The organism is Sporacetigenium sp. TC11 (genome assembly GCF_058146105.1).
Genome location: NZ_JBYVNY010000001.1, coordinates 407507 through 426627 on the forward strand (window position 1 = coordinate 407507; position 19121 = coordinate 426627).

Consider the following 19121-nt stretch of genomic DNA (forward strand, 5'->3'; position numbering starts at 1 on the left):
GTTATTAACCTTATTTTGAAAGTTGATTTATTGTTACTGAATCTACTTCATCTACTTCACATAAACTCACACGGACTATTTCATCTTTTGATGTTGGAACATTTTTTCCTACATAATCAGCTCTTATTGGTAATTCTCTATGGCCTCTATCTACTAATACTGCTAATTGTATAACATTAGGTCTACCTATATCCATTATAGCGTCAAGCGCTGCTCTAACAGTTCTTCCTGTATACAAAACATCATCTACCAAAACTACTACTTTATTATTTATATCAAATTCTATCTTAGAGCCATTTAAAACAGGATCAATATCTATTTCGTTTAAGTCGTCTCTATATAAAGTTATATCGACTTCTCCTGTATTTACCTTTTTGCCTTCTATACTTTCTATTTTTTTAGATATTCTATCTGCTATAGGAATTCCCCTAGTTTTTATACCTACTAAAACAACATCTTCAATTCCTTTGTTTTTTTCTATTATTTCATGACTTATTCTAGTTATAGCTCTTCCCATAGCTTTATCGTCCATAAGCTGTGCTTTTTCTATCATCATTTGCTCACCTCAAGTTTATATGTTGGAAATTATTATTTCCTTATAATAAAAAAACTTCTCGCCACAAGGCAAGAAGTTGTACTCACATAAGTGATTAGAGATATAATCTCTATGTACACTCGCCTTGTAGTATCTCCGTACTAATTTAAGGAAGTTTTGTCTATACTTTTATATTCTACTCATAGTATACAGTTATATTGACATTTATTCAAGAACTTTCAATAATTTTTTAAAGTATTCTGGAGTATCGCTTGTAAATTCCATGTACTCTTTAGTAGTAGGATGTATAAATCCTAAGGTTTTTGCATGAAGCACTTGACCATCTAATTTAAACTTAGTGCTTTTAGGACCATAAAGTGGATCTCCTAAAAGAGGATGTTTTATATATGCACTATGAACTCTTATTTGATGTGTTCTTCCAGTTTCAAGTTGTGCTTGTACATAAGTATAATTAGTTAATCTTTCTAATACCGTAAAATGAGTTATTGCATCTCTTCCTCCAGATACAACCCCCATCTTCAATCTATCCTTAGGATTACGTCCTATAGGTGCATTTACAGTCTTAGTATCTTCTTTAATAATACTGTGGCATATAAACTCATATTTTCTAGTTATACTATGATCCTTTAGCTGCTGTGCTAAAAAATTATGAGCATTGTTATTTTTTGCTATCATTAAAAGCCCCGATGTATCTTTATCTATTCTATGAACTATTCCAGGTCTTATAACTCCATTTATAGAAGATAACTTGTCCTTACAATGATAAAGGATTGCATTTACAAGGGTTCCACTATAATTGCCAGGTGCTGGATGAACTACCATACCTTGTGGCTTGTTTACTACTAAAACATCGCTATCTTCATAAACTATCTCCAAAGGTATATTTTCAGCTTCTACTTCTAAAAGCTTCGGCTCTGGTATATCTATTTTTATACTATCGTCTTCTTTTACTACATATTTTGATTTTTCAATTTTGTTGTTTACAAGCACTCTTTCTTCTTTTATAAGCTTTTGAATATAGCTTCTAGACATATCTCCAAGTTCAGATGATAGATATACGTCTAGTCTTTCTCCTTCATTTTCTTCTAAAACTAAAAATTCTTTTATATTTTCCATATAATCTCCTACTTTCTATCTTCAAAAAATATAACGTATATACATAGTAATATTGTTCCAACTACTACATATACATCAGCTATATTAAATACATACTCCCAAAATATTCTAAAATCGAAATAGTCTACTACAAATCCCAATCTTAATCTATCTATAAGATTACCTATAGCTCCAGATATTATAAGTAATATAGAAGCCCTGGCTATAAAAATTAAGTCTTTATTAGTATACAAATAATAAAGGCCTCCTATCGTAGCAATAGATGCAACTATTACAAATATTATTTGATTGTTTTGTAACATTCCAAAAGCTGCTCCTCTATTTTCTACATATGTAAGGTGAAATATATTTTCTATTATAGGTATACTTCCTACATGTGTTAGATAATTTAGGACAAAGTATTTAGATAACTGATCTAAAATTATTAAAGATATTATTATGCCTATGTATATCAACACTACAACCTCCCTTTATAACATTATAGACAGATTATACCACAAAAAATTAAGATAGCTAAAAGCTATCTTTATATTTTCATTAAAATTTTCTCATTTCTCTATCTACTGCATCGTGTTCTATAGGTCTATTTATATCGGCTAGATACTCATTTAAATCCGAATAAAAATAGTCATCTTTGTCTATTAATGCTTCTTCTATCGGTCTATACTCATGCATATTATTTTCTGGCATTTCTTTAGAACAATGTGCACATACTGTAGTTTCTGGTAGTATTTCTAGTCTTTCATTTTCTATTTTTTTACCACATACATCACAAGTGCCGTATGTTCCTAAATCTATTTTATCCAAAGCTCTATCTATAACATCTGCTCTGTATTTATGTTGATTGGCAAGATTCATCTGCATCTCTTGCATAAATACTTCTGTTCCCATATCTCCAGGATGATTATCATATGCTGATAACTCTCCAGTAGCATATCTTTGACTAGTAGGATGCTTATGGTCTCCAAAAGGTGTATCATCTTGTAATTCATCGATTAAATTTGTAACTCTCTCTTTTTCTTTTATAAGTGTTTCTTTGTATTTGTTTAATTCTTTATTATTCATATTAACATCTCCTTTATCTAGCTCTATATTTATCAACTATATCCATTATCTCTGCTATATATTTCCCTATTATCGGCATATCCATCCATGTAGATATCCAATACATAAACAAAGCTGCTAGCACTGTCAGTCCTACAGCTTGACCTAGACCTCTCCCAAGTCCTGCTATAATATTTAGAATCCATAGTCTCCTAGGACTCTCCAAAAGTGCCATATAGTCTCTTATTCTACTGTGATCTATCATAAATATAAGATTGTCTAACTTACTTTCAACTACATGTAAATGATGTAGATATTCAGTTTCTCCTTTAGCTTTTTCATTTTCATATCTAAATTTTGCATCTATATCCTTCATATTTCTCATTTCTACTTCTTTATCTAATTTTCCATTTACATATTCTTTTCCATCTTTATAATGTTTTTCCAAATTATCACATCCCATACTGTACCCAATTTTATAGATTTAGTATGTGAAAAATAGTCTTATAAAATACAAAAAGTCCTGAAAATCAGGACTTTTTTATTATAAAAATTTCTTTTCTATAAAGCCAACTTTTTTGTATACTTTTCTAAGTGTCTTTCTAGCAGTTTTTTCTGCCTTTTGTGCACCTTGCGCATAAACTAATTCTAAATAATCTTTATTTTTTAATAAGTCATCGTATTTTTCTCTTATAGGTCTTAAATTTTCCACTATAACTTCAGCAACATCAGCTTTGAAATCTCCATATCCTTTGCCTTCATACATAGCTTCTATTTCTTCTACAGATTTATTATCAAGTTTTGAATATATGCTTATAAGGTTTTTTATTCCAGGCTGTTCATCACTATTTTTAACTATTCCTATAGAATCTGTAACACAACGTTTTATTTTTCTTCTTATTGTATCAGGATCATCTACAACTAATATATAACCATTTTCATTACTATCAGACTTAGACATTTTCTTAGTTGGCTCTTGCAAGCTCATTATTCTAGATGCAACCTTTGGTATGTATGGCTCTGGTATTTTAAAAGTATCGCTATATCTATTATTAAACCTCTGGGCTAAATCCCTAGCTAATTCTAAATGTTGCTTTTGGTCTTCTCCAACTGGAACTAAGTCAGTTTGATATAATAATATATCAGCTGCCATTAGTACAGGATAAGTAAATAACCCAGCATTTAAGTTTGCCTCACTTTTCTGAGATTTTTCTTTATATTGAGTCATTCTATTTAACTCTCCCATATAAGTCATGGTATTAAGTACCCAAGCTAATTCAGTATGTGCACTAACGTGAGATTGTATAAATATAGTATTTTTATCTGGATTTAAACCACTAGCCAAATATAAAGCCAAAAGTTGCATAACGTTTGTTCTTAAATTTTTAGCTTCTTGTGGAACCGTTATGGCATGTAAATCAACTACACAATAATGGCAGTCATATTCTTCTTGAAGCTTAACCCAGTTTTGTATAGCCCCTAAATAATTTCCAAGTGTCAACTTGCCAGATGGCTGAGCACCGCTAAATATAATCTTTTTTTCGCTCATATTTTCCTCCTATATATGTAATTTTAATATTTTAATTATATCATATTTTTATGTAGTTAAACCTAATATTAGATTAACCATGATAGCATATAATATTTAAAATACAATTTTATTATGTTATAATGTACCTTATGATAAAGGGGTGATTAAATGAAAAAGATATTACTTATATTTTGTATAATATGGATGGCTATGATATTTTGGTTCTCATCACAGCCTGGAGAAATTTCATCAAATCAATCTAATTCAGCTCTACATTATCTTAAAATTATAGACAATAGATTCAATATAAGCGAAAATAAATATGTAGATAAAGGAATAAAATTCTTTAGAGATGACCTCGGCCTTATGAAACAATACAACAAAGAATATATAATAAGAAAAATAGCCCACTTTTCATTGTACTTTGGTCTAAGCTCTGTACTTATGTTATTTGGATATGTTTTTACTAAAAGCATAACATTATCTGGATTATTCGGATTTATAACATCGGTTATATATGCTTACTATGATGAAATACATCAACTCGACGTATTAGGAAGAGCTGGATCTCTAAAAGATGTGGGTATAGACTCAATAGGTGCATTCTTCGGAATAGTATTTATGGGAGCTATTTTAATAGCATTTGTTGAATTTTTAGGTTTATTTAAAAAAGATAAATATAAAAAAGCTTAGGGTATCAATATGATACCCTATTTTGTGAGCAGCGAATTTTAATTGTCGAAATCTCCGAAATTCATATTAAAACCACCTTTAGACTTTCCATAAGAATTTGGCATAGATGTATATATTCTGTCTACTAACTTAGAAAATGGCATACTTTGAAGATATACGATCCCTGGTCCTGTAAGATTAGCTAAAAATAAACCCTCTCCGCCAAATAGCACATTTTTAAATCCGCCTACAAATTGTATATCGTAATAAATACCAGGTGAAAAACCAACTATACAACCTGTATCTACTTTAAGAATTTCTCCAGCTTCAAGTCTTTTTTCTATTACAGTACCACATGAGTTTATAAATGCCAGTCCATCACCTTGTAGTTTTTGAAGTATGAAACCTTCTCCACCAAAAAATCCTGTTCCTAATTTTTTAGTAAATGCTACATCTATATCTACACCTTTTGCTGCACATAAGAAAGAATCCTTTTGACATATAAATTGTCCTCCAAATGTTCTTAAATCTATTGGTATTATCTTCCCTGGAATAGGAGATGAAAAAGCCACCTTTTCTCTTTTAATCCCTTCATTAATAAACGAAGTTATAAAAAAGCTTTCCCCAGTTAACATTTTCTTAAATCCTTTTAATATTCCTCCACCTGTAGATGTCATCATTTTTATATTATTTTCCATATAAAGCATAGCCCCTACTTCTGCTTGTACTCCTTCTCTAGGATCTAGCTCTATTTCTACAACCTGCATGTCATCTCCTAGTATATTGTAATCTATTATATCCATAATATCCCCTCCTATAAACTCTATATTATTCTATTAATTATATGTTTTATATATTCTAATTATTTACATTATAAAAGAAGTCCATATGGACTTCTTTTACTATATATGTCTTAACATATTTAAAACTATATCCTTTGAGTTATGAGCAGCTTCTTGTACGAATTCTTCATATGTTACATCAGCACTTCCATCAGCTTTATCTGACATAGCTCTTATAACAACAAATGGAACTTCATTAACGTGACAAACGTGAGCTATAGCTGCACCTTCCATTTCACCACAATATGCTCCAAGTTCATTTACTAACTTATCTTTTAATTCCTTGCTACTTATAAATATATCTCCTGTTACTACTCTACCTTTAACTACTTTATGACTTCTAACTTCTTCTTTAGTAGATTCATATGCTGCATCTATTAATTTTCCATCAGCTTTAAATATAGATGTATCCATTCTAGGTATTTCACCTATTTTATTTCCGAATACAGTAGTATCGAAATCATGATACATAGCATCTGTTGATATAACTATATCATAAACACCTAATTCATTATGTAGTGCTCCTGCAACCCCTGTATTAACAACAGAATTAACATTAAATTCACTTAATAATATTTGAGTGCAAAGTGCAGCATTTACCTTACCTATACCACATCTTACTAATACAACATCTTTATCTTCTAATTTTCCTATATAAAACTTTAGTCCACTTTTTTGTACAGTTTCCTGTATCTCCATTATTTCCTTTAGTATATCTACTTCTTCGTCCATAGCACCTATTATACCTATTTTTATCATAGTCATCCTCCTATTTAATCAATATACTTATTATTTACAAACTTTAACTATTTTACCATAAAAAATTTCAAAACAAAAGGTCCCTATTTAGGGACCTTTATAATTAGTTAGCCTTTTCTACTTTTAATCCTGTCATATGATCATTTAAATTATGCTTTTCTAAAGTTTCATCGTCTACTTTATTTATTTGTAGTGCCAAAGTTTCACTCATTATATAATCTTTGTGCTTCTCAACAGCATTAGCTATTTCATCGTCTCCATTGAAGTATATTTTTATATTATCTAATACTTGGAAATCATTTGATTTTCTTAACTGTTGAACTTTAGATATCAACTCTCTAGCATAACCTTCACTTAATAAATCTTCATTTAAAGTAGTATCAAGTATTATGAACACGTTATTTTCCATAGTTACATTGAAGCCTTCTTTAGCAGATATATTTATTAAAACACGATCTTTATTTACTTCAAAATCTTCACCATCTATATTAACATTTACAACTCCACCAGCTTCAAGTTTTGGAACTACATCAGCTGGATTAAGCTTAGCTATTTCGTTTCCAAATAACTTCATTTTAGATCCAAGTACAGGTCCTAAAACTTTGAAGTTAGGCTTTAGGCTAAAGTTCATATATTCTCCAAGATCCTTAGCAAATACAACTTCTTTAACGTTTAACTCTTCTGCTATTAATGGAACTAAATTATCTATAGTAGTTTCATATTTTCCATCAACTAATACTTTTTGTATTGGCTGACGTACCTTTATTCTTGTAGCTTCTCTTGAAGCTCTACCAAGTGTAACTAGATTCTTAACTAAGTCCATTTTTTCTTCTAATTTAGAGTCTAATAATTCATCATTTACCCTTGGATAGCTTTGTAAATGAACAGAAACTTCACCAGTTAAGTTTCTATATAATTCTTCTGATAAATATGGTGCAACTGGAGCTATCATTTTACAAAGATCTGTTAATATTTCATAAGTTGTATTATAAACTGCTTTTTTGTCTTGTGTTAACTCTGTAGCCCAGAATCTTCTTCTTGAACGTCTTATATACCAGTTAGATAAGTCTTCATTTATAAAGTCTTGTATAGCTCTAACTGATTTATTTAATTCAAATATATCTAAGTTTTCTTGAACAAATTTCTTTAGGTTGTTAAATTTAGACAATATCCATCTGTCTAATTCAGGTCTATCCTTGTATTCAACAAAGAATTCATCTGGATTTATATTGTCAGTATTAGCATATAATGTGAAGAAATTATATACATTTTTCATAGTTCCTAAGAACTTACTTTGAACTTCTTTTAATCCATCTAAATCAAATCTAGTTGGAGTCCATGGTGGAGACACATACAATAAGTACCATCTTAATGCATCTGCTCCATAGCTATCAAATAATTCAAATGGATTTACTGTATTACCTCTTGACTTACTCATTTTCTTTCCATCTTTATCAAGAACTAAGTCATTAACTAAAACTCTCTTATACGGAGGTTTTCCTGTAACAAGTGTAGATACAGCAAGTAATGAATAGAACCATCCTCTAGTTTGGTCTATACCTTCACATATATAGTCAGCTGGGAATAATTCGTCAAATCTTTCTTTGTTTTCAAATGGATAGTGATGTTGGGCAAATGGCATAGCTCCACTATCAAACCAACAGTCTATAACATCAGTAACTCTAGTCATAGTACCATCACATTTTTCACATTTTATATGTATATCATCAACATATGGTCTATGTAATTCTACAGATTCATCTATATTTTCTATAGCTTTTTCTGCTAATTCTTTTCTAGATCCTATAGATTCCTTATGGCCACATTCACAAGTCCATATATTAAGAGGAGTTCCCCAATATCTACTTCTAGATATAGCCCAGTCATTTAAGTTTTCTAACCAGTTTCCAAATCTCTTTTCTCCTACAAAAGATGGATACCACTCAACAGAGTTGTTGTTTGCTATTAATTGATCTTTTACCTTTGTCACTTCTATATACCAGCTTGGCTTAGCATAGTATACTAATGGGGTTTGACATCTCCAGCAGTGAGGGTAGTTATGAACAACTTTTTCTTTTTTGAATAACTTATTTTCACTATGTAACCATTTTATTATGTCTACGTCTAAACCGTCCTCCATAACAAATCTACCTTCCCATGGAGTAGTTGTAAACTTACCACTTTCATCAACAGGTTGTATAACTGGTAAATCATATTTTCTACCTAAGTTATAGTCATCTTCACCAAATGCTGGAGCTGTATGAACTATACCAGTACCATCTTCAGTAGTTACATAATCAGCAACTCCTATAAAGAATGCTTTCTTATCAGTTTTTACAAAAGGCATTAATTGTTCATATTCAACACCTTCTAAATCTTGACCTTTCATTTCTTCTAATACTTCAAATTCTCCACCTATAACCTTAGGAGCTAAAGTTTTTTCTACATAGTATACTTCATCATTTGCCTTAACCTTTAGATATGTTTCCTTTGGGTTAACAGCAAGTGCTACGTTTGAAGGTAGAGTCCATGGAGTAGTTGTCCATGCTAAGAAATACTCATTTTCTGCATCTTTTCTTTTGAACTTAGCTACAACTGTATTAGTCTTAACTTCTTTATATCCTTGTGCAACTTCATGAGATGCAAGACCTGTCCCACATCTTGGACAGTATGGAAGTATTTTATGACCTTCATATATTAAGCCTTTTTTATTAATTTGATCTAATATCCACCATACAGACTCTATATAGTTGTTATCTAGAGTTATATATGGATTATCTAAATCTATTTCATATGCCATACGTCTAGTCATTTCTCTCCATTGTTTTTCATAAGAGAAAACTGACTCTCTACATTTCTCATTAAATTTATCTATTCCATAACTTTCTATAGCTTGTTTATCAGAAAGTCCTAATTGTTTTTCAACTTCTATTTCAACAGGAAGACCATGAGTATCCCATCCTGCTTTTCTCTTAACTTGATATCCACTCATTGTTTTATATCTACATACAGAATCTTTTAGCGTTCTAGCTAAAACATGGTGTATACCTGGTTTACCATTAGCTGTAGGAGGACCTTCATAGAATACGAAACTAGGGTCATTTTCTCCTTTTTCTATTGTTTTATCTAGTATGTTAACTTCATCCCAGTATTTTGAGATATTAGCTTCTGCCTCTTTAACAGAATTATCTACTAGTGGTTTAAATCTTGCCATAATATCACCCTTTCTTTTATCTTTGTATTTATTTTTTGCATTAAAAAACCTCGCCCCCACAAAGGGACGAGGTATTCTCGCGTTACCACCCTAATTTTGTATATAGGTATAGCTTATCTATATACAACACTCATTTAATATAACGGTTTTCACCGGCACAGCTTAATGAATTATAATAATCGTTCAGCCTGCAGCTTAAGAGTGATCTTCAACTTTATAGATTTACTGGTTCTCAGCTTACCCAGCTCTCTGTAAAAACATTTAAAGTTTACTTTCTCCATCATAGCTTTTAATTTATTATTTTATGTTTGTATTTTAAATTTTATGATATTTTTATGTGTTCGTCAATATTATTTACTCGACATTTTTAACTAAATTTCGATTATCCTCTAATCCTAGGTTTGATCCTACTTCATCGAAGATTTCATCTATGTTTCTCATTTCATCTTCTAACAACGATTTAAATTTATTTCTAAATATTTTAAATTCCTTTAATAGAGAATCATATTCTTTTCTTATTTCTATAACTTGATTGTTGCCTTGTTCTATTATTTGTCTTGCTCTAAGCTCTGCTTCTTCAACTATTATTTGAGCTTTTTTATTTGCAGCATTACACGTATCTTCAGCTGCACCTTGAGCAGTTATTAAAGTAGCTTTTAAAGTATCTTCAATATTTTTATATCTAGAAACTTGATCTTGATATAAATTTATCTTATCCTTTAAATCAAGGTTTTCTTTGTATAATTTTTCAAAATCTTCTTTTACTATATCTAAAAATTCATCTACTTCTTCTTCTTTATATCCTCTTAACCCTTTTTTAAACTCTTTATTTTCTATTTCTATTGGTGTTAGCACGGGTACTCCCCCTTTATATTATGATTTTAGCTTTAACTTTAAGCCTACCCTTTTTTGTATAATCTCCTATTTGAGAAACTATAGCTCTTCCTTGGCCTCTAACAGATATTATACAATTTTCTTTTATGCTTTTAGATGCAGAAGTTATCTTTTCATAATCTACAAAAACCTTTTCGGAGTTTATATAATTTGAACTTTCTTGCCTCGATATATTATAAATACCGCTTATAATAGTATCTAGTCTATCAGACGCTGCTGTAAAATTAACTTCCTTGTATTCAGGTTCGCTATATATAAGATTATCTAAATCTATTTCTTCTAAAGAAATTGTATTGTTGCCAACCTTCTCTAGATTTAAAACTATATAATCACATATATCTTCACAAACTACAACTTGACAGAAGTTTTCATGAATTAATATATCTCCTATTTTTTCCCTTTTAATTCCAAGGCCAAGTAAAGAACCTAAATAATCTCTATGAGACACTTTTCTAAATTTAAAATTTCCACTTATTTTAATAGCCTTAATTGGCTTATTTATATCTTCTTCATTAACATAAAAAGGGTAGATATAAATAAGCTTTCTTTCGGCTTTCTCATATCCACCATATACACTATAACTAATATTATCTATAGCATTTAATGCTGCTATTGCATTTTTAAGTTCATATGGATTTAAAAATTCGCTATATCTATAATCGTAATTTTTCAAAACACCTATAGATTTATCTATAACCTTATATATTTTATTTTTAAGTTCTATATCTTTTATATGATTTGTCAGTATATTTTTATCAATCATAAAAACTACTATAACATTGGAAGTACAATGTTACCTATAGTTTGTAAAAGCAATAATGCTATTACAGGTGAAAAGTCTATAGGACTGTTGAAAAACTTGAACATAAGATCTCTTATAGGACCTATTATTGGTTCTGTAACTTTATAAACAAAGGCACTTAATTTAGTACCTCTGCTATTTGGAAACCAAGACATAAGGGCTCTAACTACTATCATCCACTCTATAAACTCTAAAAATAAACGTAAAGCGCTTTTTATAGTCTCCATATTTATTCTCCTTTATTATTTATTTTGCCATGGGAATAAAACTTTTGTTTCTAATTCTTTTTTCATATTTGCATCAATATCTACATTACTTGGAGCTAATATAAATATTGCCTTAGATACCTTTTGAATACTTCCATCTAAAACGTATACAGCGCCACTTATAAAGTGAAATATAGACTTACGCATTTCAGGATCATCTAAATTTTCTAAATTAACTATAACAGCCTTTCTGTGCTTTAAGTGATCTGCTATAGCTGGAGCCTCATCATAACTCTTTGGTTCAAATATTACAACCTTCATTTGAGTAGTAGCATGTATATTTAATATTTTGCCATTTTTTCCTGCATTTTGTGTGTTAAAGTGTGGTACCAAGTCATCATCAGCTACATCTTCTAATTCATAATCGTCTTCAACTATTTCTTCTACTTCTTCCTCAGTTACCCACTTTTTTATTTTCGTTATCAATCCTTCACCCATTTTAAAAAACCTCCCTCATTGTCTTTAAACAAACAGATATACTCATATCTTATTAAATGTCGTAGTTTCTTTCCCCAAATATAGACGTTCCAACCCTAACCATGTTTGAACCTTCTTCTATTGCTATTTTAAAATCATTGCTCATGCCCATTGAAAGATAATCAATATCTACATTTTCAATATTAAGTGACTTTATTTCATTTGAAAGTGATTTTAACTCCTTAAAAACCCATCTAGTTTCTTCAGGATTATCAGAATGCATCGCCATAGTCATAAGACCCTTTATTTTTATATGTTTGTAATTAGATACAACATCTTTTATAAAAGGTATAACATCTTCCTTATTTAAGCCGTGCTTACTTTCTTCATTAGAAATATTTACTTGAACTAAACAGTTAATGATTCTATCTATACCTTGTGCTCTTTTTTCTATTTCATCACACAATGATTTTCTATCTAATGAGTGTATCATATGTACCTTGTCTATTATGTACTTAACTTTGTTAGTTTGTAAAGTACCTATAAGATGCCATTTTACTTTGTCGCCTATTGCCTCATACTTTCTTACTAATTCCTGAGGCTTATTTTCACCAACATGAGTTATACCTAATTTTATTGCTTCTTCAATAACTGGTATATCTACAGTTTTAGTTACCCCTATTAATACGATATTATCAATATCTTTTTTTGCTTTTTCACAAGCATCTTTTATATCACCTTTAACTATTTCTAAGTTTTGTCTTAAAAAATTCAATTTATCACCTACTTTATCTTTTGTCCTTCTTTAACCTTACTAGGCTTTAAAAGTATTTCGTCATGTAAATCTACTGTTTTTAATCCATTTGATTTTATAGTTAAATAACTCAACACAATAAAATCGTCATTTTCTCCAGAAACTCCTTGTAACTCAACAAATTCAACATTACCAGTTTCTGAAATTCTATATACTCCTTTTTTACTATCCTTTGTAATTATGGCATCTTTAGGAATTTTTATTCCTTCCAGTTGCTTATATATTATATCAAATTCTAAGACCCTTGTATCATAAATTTTCCTATTTTGTTGACTAATTTCAAATATTGCTATATTTTTACTATTTTTATCTTTATATTTATCATAAACCATAGCATCTAATTTAATATCTTTATTTGCTAATTTTACATTGTCTCCTACTTTGAATTTTTTAAATTCACTATTATCTAAAACTACTGCTAAATAAAAGTTGTGATTGTTTATAACCTTTAAAATAGGATCGCCTAGCTTTACTTTTTTGTCTTCTTTTATTAAATTAGGTTTATTTTCTATATTTTTAAGGATATCAAAATTTAACTTGTCCATATTTTCATAAGTTAAATCATCTTCAAATCCATCTGCATTAAAAGACACTATTCCAGAATTACGTGCCAAAACAAATTCTGTATATTTATCTATTTTATTTTCAAGTATTTCTTTTTCAGATTCCATATTTTCTATATTTGTCGCTGCAACACTATTGTTTTGTATACTGTTTTTCTTATTTACTAAAGATATTATCTCTTCCTTGTTCTCTTTCAAATTAAATATATCTTTACTTAAAGATTTAGATTGTACTTCATTAGTTATCCTTTCTATATCAGAGTTTATACTTTCTATATCATTTGATAAAATTCCATTTGAACCTTTTTTAATATCTTTTATTTCTTTTTCTAGATTTTCTATTTCAGTTTCTACTTTTTCATCTACGTCTTTTTTATATATCGTTGCAACTTTATAACCCCTTTGTATTCTACTTCCTTCATCTGTATTTGGCTTTACAGTTCCAGAGTATTCTGCAAATATAACTTGTTCATCTCTAATAACTACAGCTTCCTTTGTAATCTTCTCTTCTACACTTCCATTTTCAGCTATAGTAGTCGGTATTGTACCATTTATAAAAAAGCTAAATACATTTGCTATTATATAAATAAAAACTCCTGCAACAAAAATGTTTGTGTATTTTATCCTTAGTTTCTTTTTATTTTTCTTCAAAAAGGTTCCCCCCAAAAAACAATATATAACTATAATAATTCTTCAATATAATATACATATCCTTTTAAAAATACAATATTATAGATATTTTCCATATAGCCAAAAAATCCTAGGCACAATGCCTAGGATTTATAATACTATTTTTAAAGATTAGTCATTACCTTTAACTTTTTTATTTCTTGCTTCCCAGAAAGTAGCATTTTTTATACCTAATTTAATAGGGTCAAAAGTCATATCATCTCTATGAATACCTGCTTTTTGTTGAGCTTCATAATCTTTTAAACAAGCTAGTGCTGGCTTAGCCATTATTAATATAGCTATAATGTTTAACCATGCCATTAATCCAACACCTATATCACCCATTGTCCATGCTAATGCAGCAGTTTTTATAGTACCATAGAATGTAGATCCTAATATTACTAATCTTAATATATGTGTCATTACTTTTGTATTATTTGTTTTAAATACTCTATTACATAAATAAGTTATATTAGTTTCTGACATGTAGTAATATGCCATTAATGTAGTAAATGCAAAGAAGAATAATGCTATAGCAACGAATGCTCCACCAAATCCTGGTATAAACTTATCTATTGCTATTTGAGTAAATGCAGGACCAAATTCAACACCTGGTAAGTTTTCAGTTATAAATCCACCATTTGGACTTACTACATTGTAGCTTCCAGTCATTAATATCATAAAGCCTGTAGCTGAACATACGAACAATGTATCAACATATACTGAGAATGCTTGAACGAAACCTTGTTTAGCTGGGTGATTAACTTCTGCAGCTGCTGCAGCATGTGGTCCAGTACCTTGACCAGCTTCATTTGAGTATATACCTCTTTTAACACCCCAAGCTATAGTAGAACCTAATATACCAGCAAATGCTTGTTCTCCACCAAATGCAGATCTAAATACTAAAGATATAACATCTGGTAATTGACCTATATTAAGAATTATTATTATTATAGCCATTAATATATAAGCGCCTGCCATAAAAGGAACTATAAATTCAGCAGAAGAAGCTATTCTTTTTAACCCGCCATATATTATTGCTGCTAATAATACAACTAATATTCCACCTGTTACAACTGTGCTTACTCCAAATGCATTTTGAACACCTACTGCTATAGAGTTAGATTGAACACCTGGTAAGAAGAATCCCATTGCTATAACTGTAGCTACTGCAAAAGTTATTCCATACCATTTTTGCCCCATACCCTTTTCTATATAGTACGCTGGACCTCCACGGTATTGACCGTCTGCTTCTTCTTTGTATACCTGACCTAATACTGATTCAACAAATGCTGATCCTGCACCTAGGAATGCTATAGCCCACATCCAAAACAGTGCTCCTGGTCCCCCCATAGCTATTGCAGTTGCAACCCCTGCTATGTTACCAGTACCAACACGACCAGCAAGTGAAACACATATTGCTTGGAAAGATGATATCCCTTGTTCTGATTTTTCACCTTTTAATAATAAAATTATCATTTCTTTTACGTGTCTTACTTGCATGAAACGAGTTCTTAAAGAAAAATAAAGACCTGTTCCTAAACACAAAATTATAAGTGCGTTACTCCAGATGATGTTATTGAGCGCATTTACAAAACCCTCCATAAAACAGCTTCCCCCTTTTAAATAATATTCATAATTTTCTTTACTTATTAGATTATATGATTATTATACTGGTTTAATTCTATAATTGCAATACAATTACTAAAATATTTAGAATATTTTATATTTTCTGAGACAAGTTTTTAACGATAAAAAAAGATGCCTTCCATAGTGGTTGGCATCTTTTTTTATTCTATAATATTATTGTTATAACATTAGCGCTTCCTTCATTTATTATTCTTTGTAATGTTTTTTGCATTTTTATTCTAACATCATCTGGCATCATGTATAACTTATTTTGTAATTGTTCTTTTACTAAGTCATGTAATGACTTGCCAAACATGTTTGATTGCCATATTTCACTAGGATTTGATTCAAAGCCATCTAATAAGTATTTAACTAGCTCTTCTCCTTGTTTTTCTGTTCCTACAACTGGAGAAACTTCAGTAGCTATATCAGCTCTTATTAAGTGTAGAGATGGAGCTGTTGCTCTTAACTTAACTCCATATTGCTTACCTTGTTTTACTATTTCAGGTTCAGCTAGTGTCAACTCATCTAATGATGGAGGAACTAATCCATATCCCTTAGTTCTAACATCTATTAGAGCTTGCTCTACCTTATCATACTCAGTTTTTACTTTAGCTAATTTAGATAATAGGTTTAATAATTGATAGTCTCCATCTATTCTAAATCCACTTTTTTCTTCTAGTATATTGTAGAATAGATCTTGTTTTGTTTCTAGTTTTATATTAACTATACCTTCTCCTAATTCTACATTATCTAAATAAGTTTTATCTAAGAAATCTAAATCAATAAAACTTCTTACTATAGAATCGACATCTCTTATTTTATCTATAGTAGATATACTTTCTTTTAATGAGAATATTATATTATTTTTAACCCAGTGATTTTTTTCTAATCCTTCTACCCACTTAGGTAAGTTTATATTTATTTCTCTTACTGGAAAGTCAAATAATACAGTTTCCATAACCTTTTCTATATCTGATTCGCTCATATCAACTATGTTTAGCGGAAGAACTGGCATTGCATATTTTTCTTCTAGACCTCTCTTTAACTCTAATGTTTCTTCTCTTTCTGGATATAAAGTATTTAATACTATAGCAAATGGCTTATTTAGAGACTTTAATTCGCTTATTACTCTTTCTTCTGGATATACGTAGTTTCTTCTTTCTATTCCCGTTACAGTCCCATCAGTTATAATAACAATTCCTATTGTTGAATGGTCTCTTATAACTTTTTTAGTTCCTATTTCAGCTGCCTTTTCAAATGGCATAGCTTCACTAGACCATGGAGTTGAAACTAGTCTTTGTCTTCCATCTTCTTCGTGACCTAATGCTCCATCAACTATGTATCCTACACAGTCAATCATTCTAACCTTCATAGATACATTGTCTCTTATTTTTATTTCTGCACCATCAGCTGGAACAAACTTAGGTTCAACAGTCATTATAGTCTTTCCTGAACCACTTTGTGGTATTTCGTCTAAAGCTCTTTCTTTTTTGTACTCGTTATCCATATTTGGAAGAACCAAAGTTTCCATAAACTTTCTGATAAAAGTAGATTTCCCTGTTCTTACAGGTCCAACTACACCTATGTATATATCGCCCTGGGTTCTTCTAGCTATATCTTCATATATGTTGTTCATCCTTATCCCTCCTGCATATAATTTCTTATTAAATTATATTTAGGGGGAAATGTTATTATTACAACTTTATATGATAAAGCTTAAAATAAGTACAAATTATTTCTCCCCCAAATAATACATAATAATATATATGCAAGCCTGTAACATTAAATACACCATACTATAAAATATATTTATAGTTCAAATGTATCATGTAGATAATTAACAGATTTTATCATATCAGATTCTTTTACTAAACAAGATATTGTCATCTCAGAATCCGATGTTTGAAGGAGTTCTATATTATTATTAGATAATACCATTACAATTCTTGCCATAACCCCTGGAACATCAGATATTTTACTTCCTATTATAGTAACCTTTGAACATTTTTGTGTTATTTCATACTCTATATTATATTTTTCTAATATGTTATTTACTATTTTCGTATTTGTAGCATCTATTATAAATGCCTTTTCTTTTATGAAGAAATTTATCATATCTATAGTTACATTATTTTTTTCCATTTCATTTAATATACTTATAAAATCTTCTTCTTTATATTTTCTTATTATGACTTGTGTAAATCCAGTTTGGTGAGCTATTGAAGTTACTAAGCTACTTTCTTCATATGTTACAAAATTTTCAAACTTAGGTCTTATGCCGCTTATTACTGTACCTTCATGTTCTAAGTTCATAGTGTTTTTTACTTTTATAGTTATATTTCCACTTTTTGCTATATCAACAGCTCTAGGGTGTATAACCTTTGCACCCTTATCTGCCATTTGAAATACCTCATCGTAATTTATATGTTTTAACACTTTAGCTGAAGGTTGTATTCTTGGATCAGCAGTCATTATACCGTCTACATCGGTATAAATCTCAACAACATCACAATTTAGGGCTTTCCCTACAGCTACAGCAGAGGTATCGCTTCCGCCTCTGCCTAAAGTAGTAATTTCTCCATCTTCTGTTATACCTTGAAATCCTGCAACTACAACGACTTTCCCTTCTGAAAGTTCTTTATATATTCTATCTGGTCTTATGTCTATTATTCTGCTATCTCCATATACTCCATTTGTTATTATTCCAGCTTGTCCTCCTGTTAAAAATACTGCATCTATTCCTTTGCTGTTTAATAAGTTAACAAATATAGATCCAGATATAACTTCTCCGCAATGCATTATCATATCTAATTCTCTTTTTGGTAAATCTTCATTCACGTTTTGGCATAATCCAACTAAAGTATCAGTTGCATATGGATCACCTTTTCTTCCCATTGCTGATACAACTATAACTACATCGTATCCATCATTTTTATAATTTTGTATTATATCACTTACCATATTCATTCTTTCCTGAGATTGTACTGATGTTCCACCAAATTTTTGCACTATTATATTCATTTATATATCCTCCTCGATGTCTTATAAATAAAAAAGAGCTTAAAGATAAAAATAACTATCTTTAAGCTCTAGAAATACTAATTCAAAACAAAAATAAGTATCTAAAAACTTAAGACAGCTCCCCACAAATATTATATATTCGTGACAGTTTTGTATATATTATATACAACCCCAACATATAAACTTAAAGCATCATTTATACATTTCGGCGTTGGCACCTTTCCCACTATATCATCGTGCTTAGCTCCACAGTAGTACTATTTGAAAACGCGACCTCTATCTTATTCTCTTATTTATTATTAAATTTTT

At 29.9% G+C, this 19121-nt stretch carries 19 protein-coding genes, 1 riboswitch and 1 other annotated feature; of the genes, 1 reads left to right on the top strand and 18 read right to left on the bottom strand.

Annotated features, from left to right (window positions below; all coding sequences use genetic code 11):
• Positions 1-10 precede the first annotated feature (10 nt).
• The 6 genes from pyrR to trpS all read right to left on the bottom strand — a co-directional run bounded on the left by pyrR (position 11) and on the right by trpS (position 4265).
• Positions 11-553 carry a bifunctional pyr operon transcriptional regulator/uracil phosphoribosyltransferase PyrR gene (pyrR, locus tag ACUSRV_RS01995; protein WP_490140420.1) on the bottom strand — a complete coding sequence of 181 codons (543 nt, stop codon included), beginning with the start codon at positions 551-553 and terminating at the stop codon, positions 11-13.
• Positions 554-760: 207 nt separating this feature from the next.
• Complete coding sequence (locus ACUSRV_RS02000) at positions 761-1672, bottom strand: RluA family pseudouridine synthase (protein WP_490140235.1); 912 nt, start codon at positions 1670-1672, stop codon at positions 761-763.
• A gap of 8 nt (positions 1673-1680) precedes the next feature.
• Positions 1681-2127 carry a signal peptidase II gene (gene lspA, locus ACUSRV_RS02005; protein ID WP_490140236.1) on the bottom strand — a complete coding sequence of 149 codons (447 nt, stop codon included), beginning with the start codon at positions 2125-2127 and terminating at the stop codon, positions 1681-1683.
• An 82-nt stretch (positions 2128-2209) separates the two neighbouring features.
• Positions 2210-2737, bottom strand: coding sequence for a TraR/DksA C4-type zinc finger protein (locus tag ACUSRV_RS02010; protein WP_490140237.1), 528 nt, complete (start codon positions 2735-2737; stop codon positions 2210-2212).
• 13 nt (positions 2738-2750) lie between these two features.
• On the bottom strand, positions 2751-3164 hold the full coding sequence (locus tag ACUSRV_RS02015; protein WP_490140238.1) for a DUF5665 domain-containing protein: 414 nt from the start codon (positions 3162-3164) through the stop codon (positions 2751-2753).
• Between the two features lie 96 nt (positions 3165-3260).
• A complete protein-coding gene (trpS, locus tag ACUSRV_RS02020) occupies positions 3261-4265 on the bottom strand; it encodes a tryptophan--tRNA ligase (protein WP_490140239.1) in 1005 nt (334 codons plus the stop codon).
• Positions 4266-4415: 150 nt separating this feature from the next.
• Between trpS and ACUSRV_RS02025 the strand changes: the two genes are divergently transcribed.
• Positions 4416-4940, top strand: a complete 525-nt coding sequence (locus ACUSRV_RS02025; protein ID WP_490140240.1) for a VanZ family protein — start codon at positions 4416-4418, stop codon at positions 4938-4940.
• Between the two features lie 38 nt (positions 4941-4978).
• On the opposite strand, the gene ACUSRV_RS02030 is transcribed toward ACUSRV_RS02025, so the two are convergent.
• From ACUSRV_RS02030 to dapG, 12 genes are all read right to left on the bottom strand, one after another.
• The gene (locus ACUSRV_RS02030) at positions 4979-5722 is read right to left on the bottom strand and encodes a TIGR00266 family protein (protein ID WP_490140241.1); all 744 of its coding nucleotides are present in this window, start codon (positions 5720-5722) and stop codon (positions 4979-4981) included.
• Positions 5723-5821: 99 nt separating this feature from the next.
• Positions 5822-6520: a 5'-methylthioadenosine/adenosylhomocysteine nucleosidase gene (locus ACUSRV_RS02035; protein ID WP_490140242.1), complete on the bottom strand. Its 699-nt coding sequence runs from the start codon at positions 6518-6520 to the stop codon at positions 5822-5824.
• Between the two features lie 103 nt (positions 6521-6623).
• A complete protein-coding gene (gene ileS / locus ACUSRV_RS02040) occupies positions 6624-9734 on the bottom strand; it encodes an isoleucine--tRNA ligase (RefSeq protein WP_490140243.1) in 3111 nt (1036 codons plus the stop codon).
• A gap of 59 nt (positions 9735-9793) precedes the next feature.
• Positions 9794-10027, bottom strand: a binding site (T-box leader).
• Positions 10028-10088: 61 nt separating this feature from the next.
• On the bottom strand, positions 10089-10589 hold the full coding sequence (locus ACUSRV_RS02045) for a DivIVA domain-containing protein (protein WP_490140244.1): 501 nt from the start codon (positions 10587-10589) through the stop codon (positions 10089-10091).
• A 13-nt stretch (positions 10590-10602) separates the two neighbouring features.
• Positions 10603-11391, bottom strand: coding sequence for a YlmH family RNA-binding protein (locus ACUSRV_RS02050; protein WP_490140245.1), 789 nt, complete (start codon positions 11389-11391; stop codon positions 10603-10605).
• A gap of 8 nt (positions 11392-11399) precedes the next feature.
• Complete coding sequence (locus ACUSRV_RS02055) at positions 11400-11657, bottom strand: YggT family protein (protein ID WP_490140246.1); 258 nt, start codon at positions 11655-11657, stop codon at positions 11400-11402.
• Between the two features lie 15 nt (positions 11658-11672).
• On the bottom strand, positions 11673-12134 hold the full coding sequence (locus ACUSRV_RS02060; RefSeq protein WP_490140247.1) for a cell division protein SepF: 462 nt from the start codon (positions 12132-12134) through the stop codon (positions 11673-11675).
• Between the two features lie 52 nt (positions 12135-12186).
• Entirely contained in the window at positions 12187-12888 is a 702-nt protein-coding gene (locus ACUSRV_RS02065) for a YggS family pyridoxal phosphate-dependent enzyme (protein ID WP_490140248.1), read from the bottom strand.
• Between the two features lie 8 nt (positions 12889-12896).
• Positions 12897-14141 (bottom strand): hypothetical protein, encoded by a 1245-nt coding sequence (locus ACUSRV_RS02070; protein WP_490140249.1) that lies wholly within the window; start codon positions 14139-14141, stop codon positions 12897-12899.
• 150 nt (positions 14142-14291) lie between these two features.
• A complete protein-coding gene (locus tag ACUSRV_RS02075; protein WP_490140250.1) occupies positions 14292-15764 on the bottom strand; it encodes an alanine/glycine:cation symporter family protein in 1473 nt (490 codons plus the stop codon).
• Between the two features lie 190 nt (positions 15765-15954).
• The gene (gene spoIVA, locus ACUSRV_RS02080; protein WP_490140251.1) at positions 15955-17427 is read right to left on the bottom strand and encodes a stage IV sporulation protein A; all 1473 of its coding nucleotides are present in this window, start codon (positions 17425-17427) and stop codon (positions 15955-15957) included.
• Positions 17428-17600: 173 nt separating this feature from the next.
• Entirely contained in the window at positions 17601-18812 is a 1212-nt protein-coding gene (gene dapG, locus ACUSRV_RS02085; protein ID WP_490140252.1) for an aspartate kinase, read from the bottom strand.
• A 107-nt stretch (positions 18813-18919) separates the two neighbouring features.
• A riboswitch (Lysine riboswitch) is annotated at positions 18920-19099 on the bottom strand.
• Positions 19100-19121 lie beyond the last annotated feature (22 nt).

What these genes read in the sequence shown, in the direction of transcription:
- pyrR (WP_490140420.1), bottom strand. Translation starts at nt 553, where the DNA reads ATGATAGAAAAAGCACAGCTTATGGACGATAAAGCTATGGGAAGAGCT.
- ACUSRV_RS02000 (WP_490140235.1), bottom strand. Translation starts at nt 1,672, where the DNA reads ATGGAAAATATAAAAGAATTTTTAGTTTTAGAAGAAAATGAAGGAGAA.
- ACUSRV_RS02010 (WP_490140237.1), bottom strand. Translation starts at nt 2,737, where the DNA reads ATGAATAATAAAGAATTAAACAAATACAAAGAAACACTTATAAAAGAA.
- trpS (WP_490140239.1), bottom strand. Translation starts at nt 4,265, where the DNA reads ATGAGCGAAAAAAAGATTATATTTAGCGGTGCTCAGCCATCTGGCAAG.
- ACUSRV_RS02025 (WP_490140240.1), top strand. Translation starts at nt 4,416, where the DNA reads ATGAAAAAGATATTACTTATATTTTGTATAATATGGATGGCTATGATA.
- ACUSRV_RS02030 (WP_490140241.1), bottom strand. Translation starts at nt 5,722, where the DNA reads ATGGATATAATAGATTACAATATACTAGGAGATGACATGCAGGTTGTA.
- ACUSRV_RS02035 (WP_490140242.1), bottom strand. Translation starts at nt 6,520, where the DNA reads ATGATAAAAATAGGTATAATAGGTGCTATGGACGAAGAAGTAGATATA.
- ileS (WP_490140243.1), bottom strand. Translation starts at nt 9,734, where the DNA reads ATGGCAAGATTTAAACCACTAGTAGATAATTCTGTTAAAGAGGCAGAA.
- ACUSRV_RS02050 (WP_490140245.1), bottom strand. Translation starts at nt 11,391, where the DNA reads ATGATTGATAAAAATATACTGACAAATCATATAAAAGATATAGAACTT.
- ACUSRV_RS02055 (WP_490140246.1), bottom strand. Translation starts at nt 11,657, where the DNA reads ATGGAGACTATAAAAAGCGCTTTACGTTTATTTTTAGAGTTTATAGAG.
- ACUSRV_RS02060 (WP_490140247.1), bottom strand. Translation starts at nt 12,134, where the DNA reads ATGGGTGAAGGATTGATAACGAAAATAAAAAAGTGGGTAACTGAGGAA.
- ACUSRV_RS02075 (WP_490140250.1), bottom strand. Translation starts at nt 15,764, where the DNA reads ATGGAGGGTTTTGTAAATGCGCTCAATAACATCATCTGGAGTAACGCA.
- spoIVA (WP_490140251.1), bottom strand. Translation starts at nt 17,427, where the DNA reads ATGAACAACATATATGAAGATATAGCTAGAAGAACCCAGGGCGATATA.
- dapG (WP_490140252.1), bottom strand. Translation starts at nt 18,812, where the DNA reads ATGAATATAATAGTGCAAAAATTTGGTGGAACATCAGTACAATCTCAG.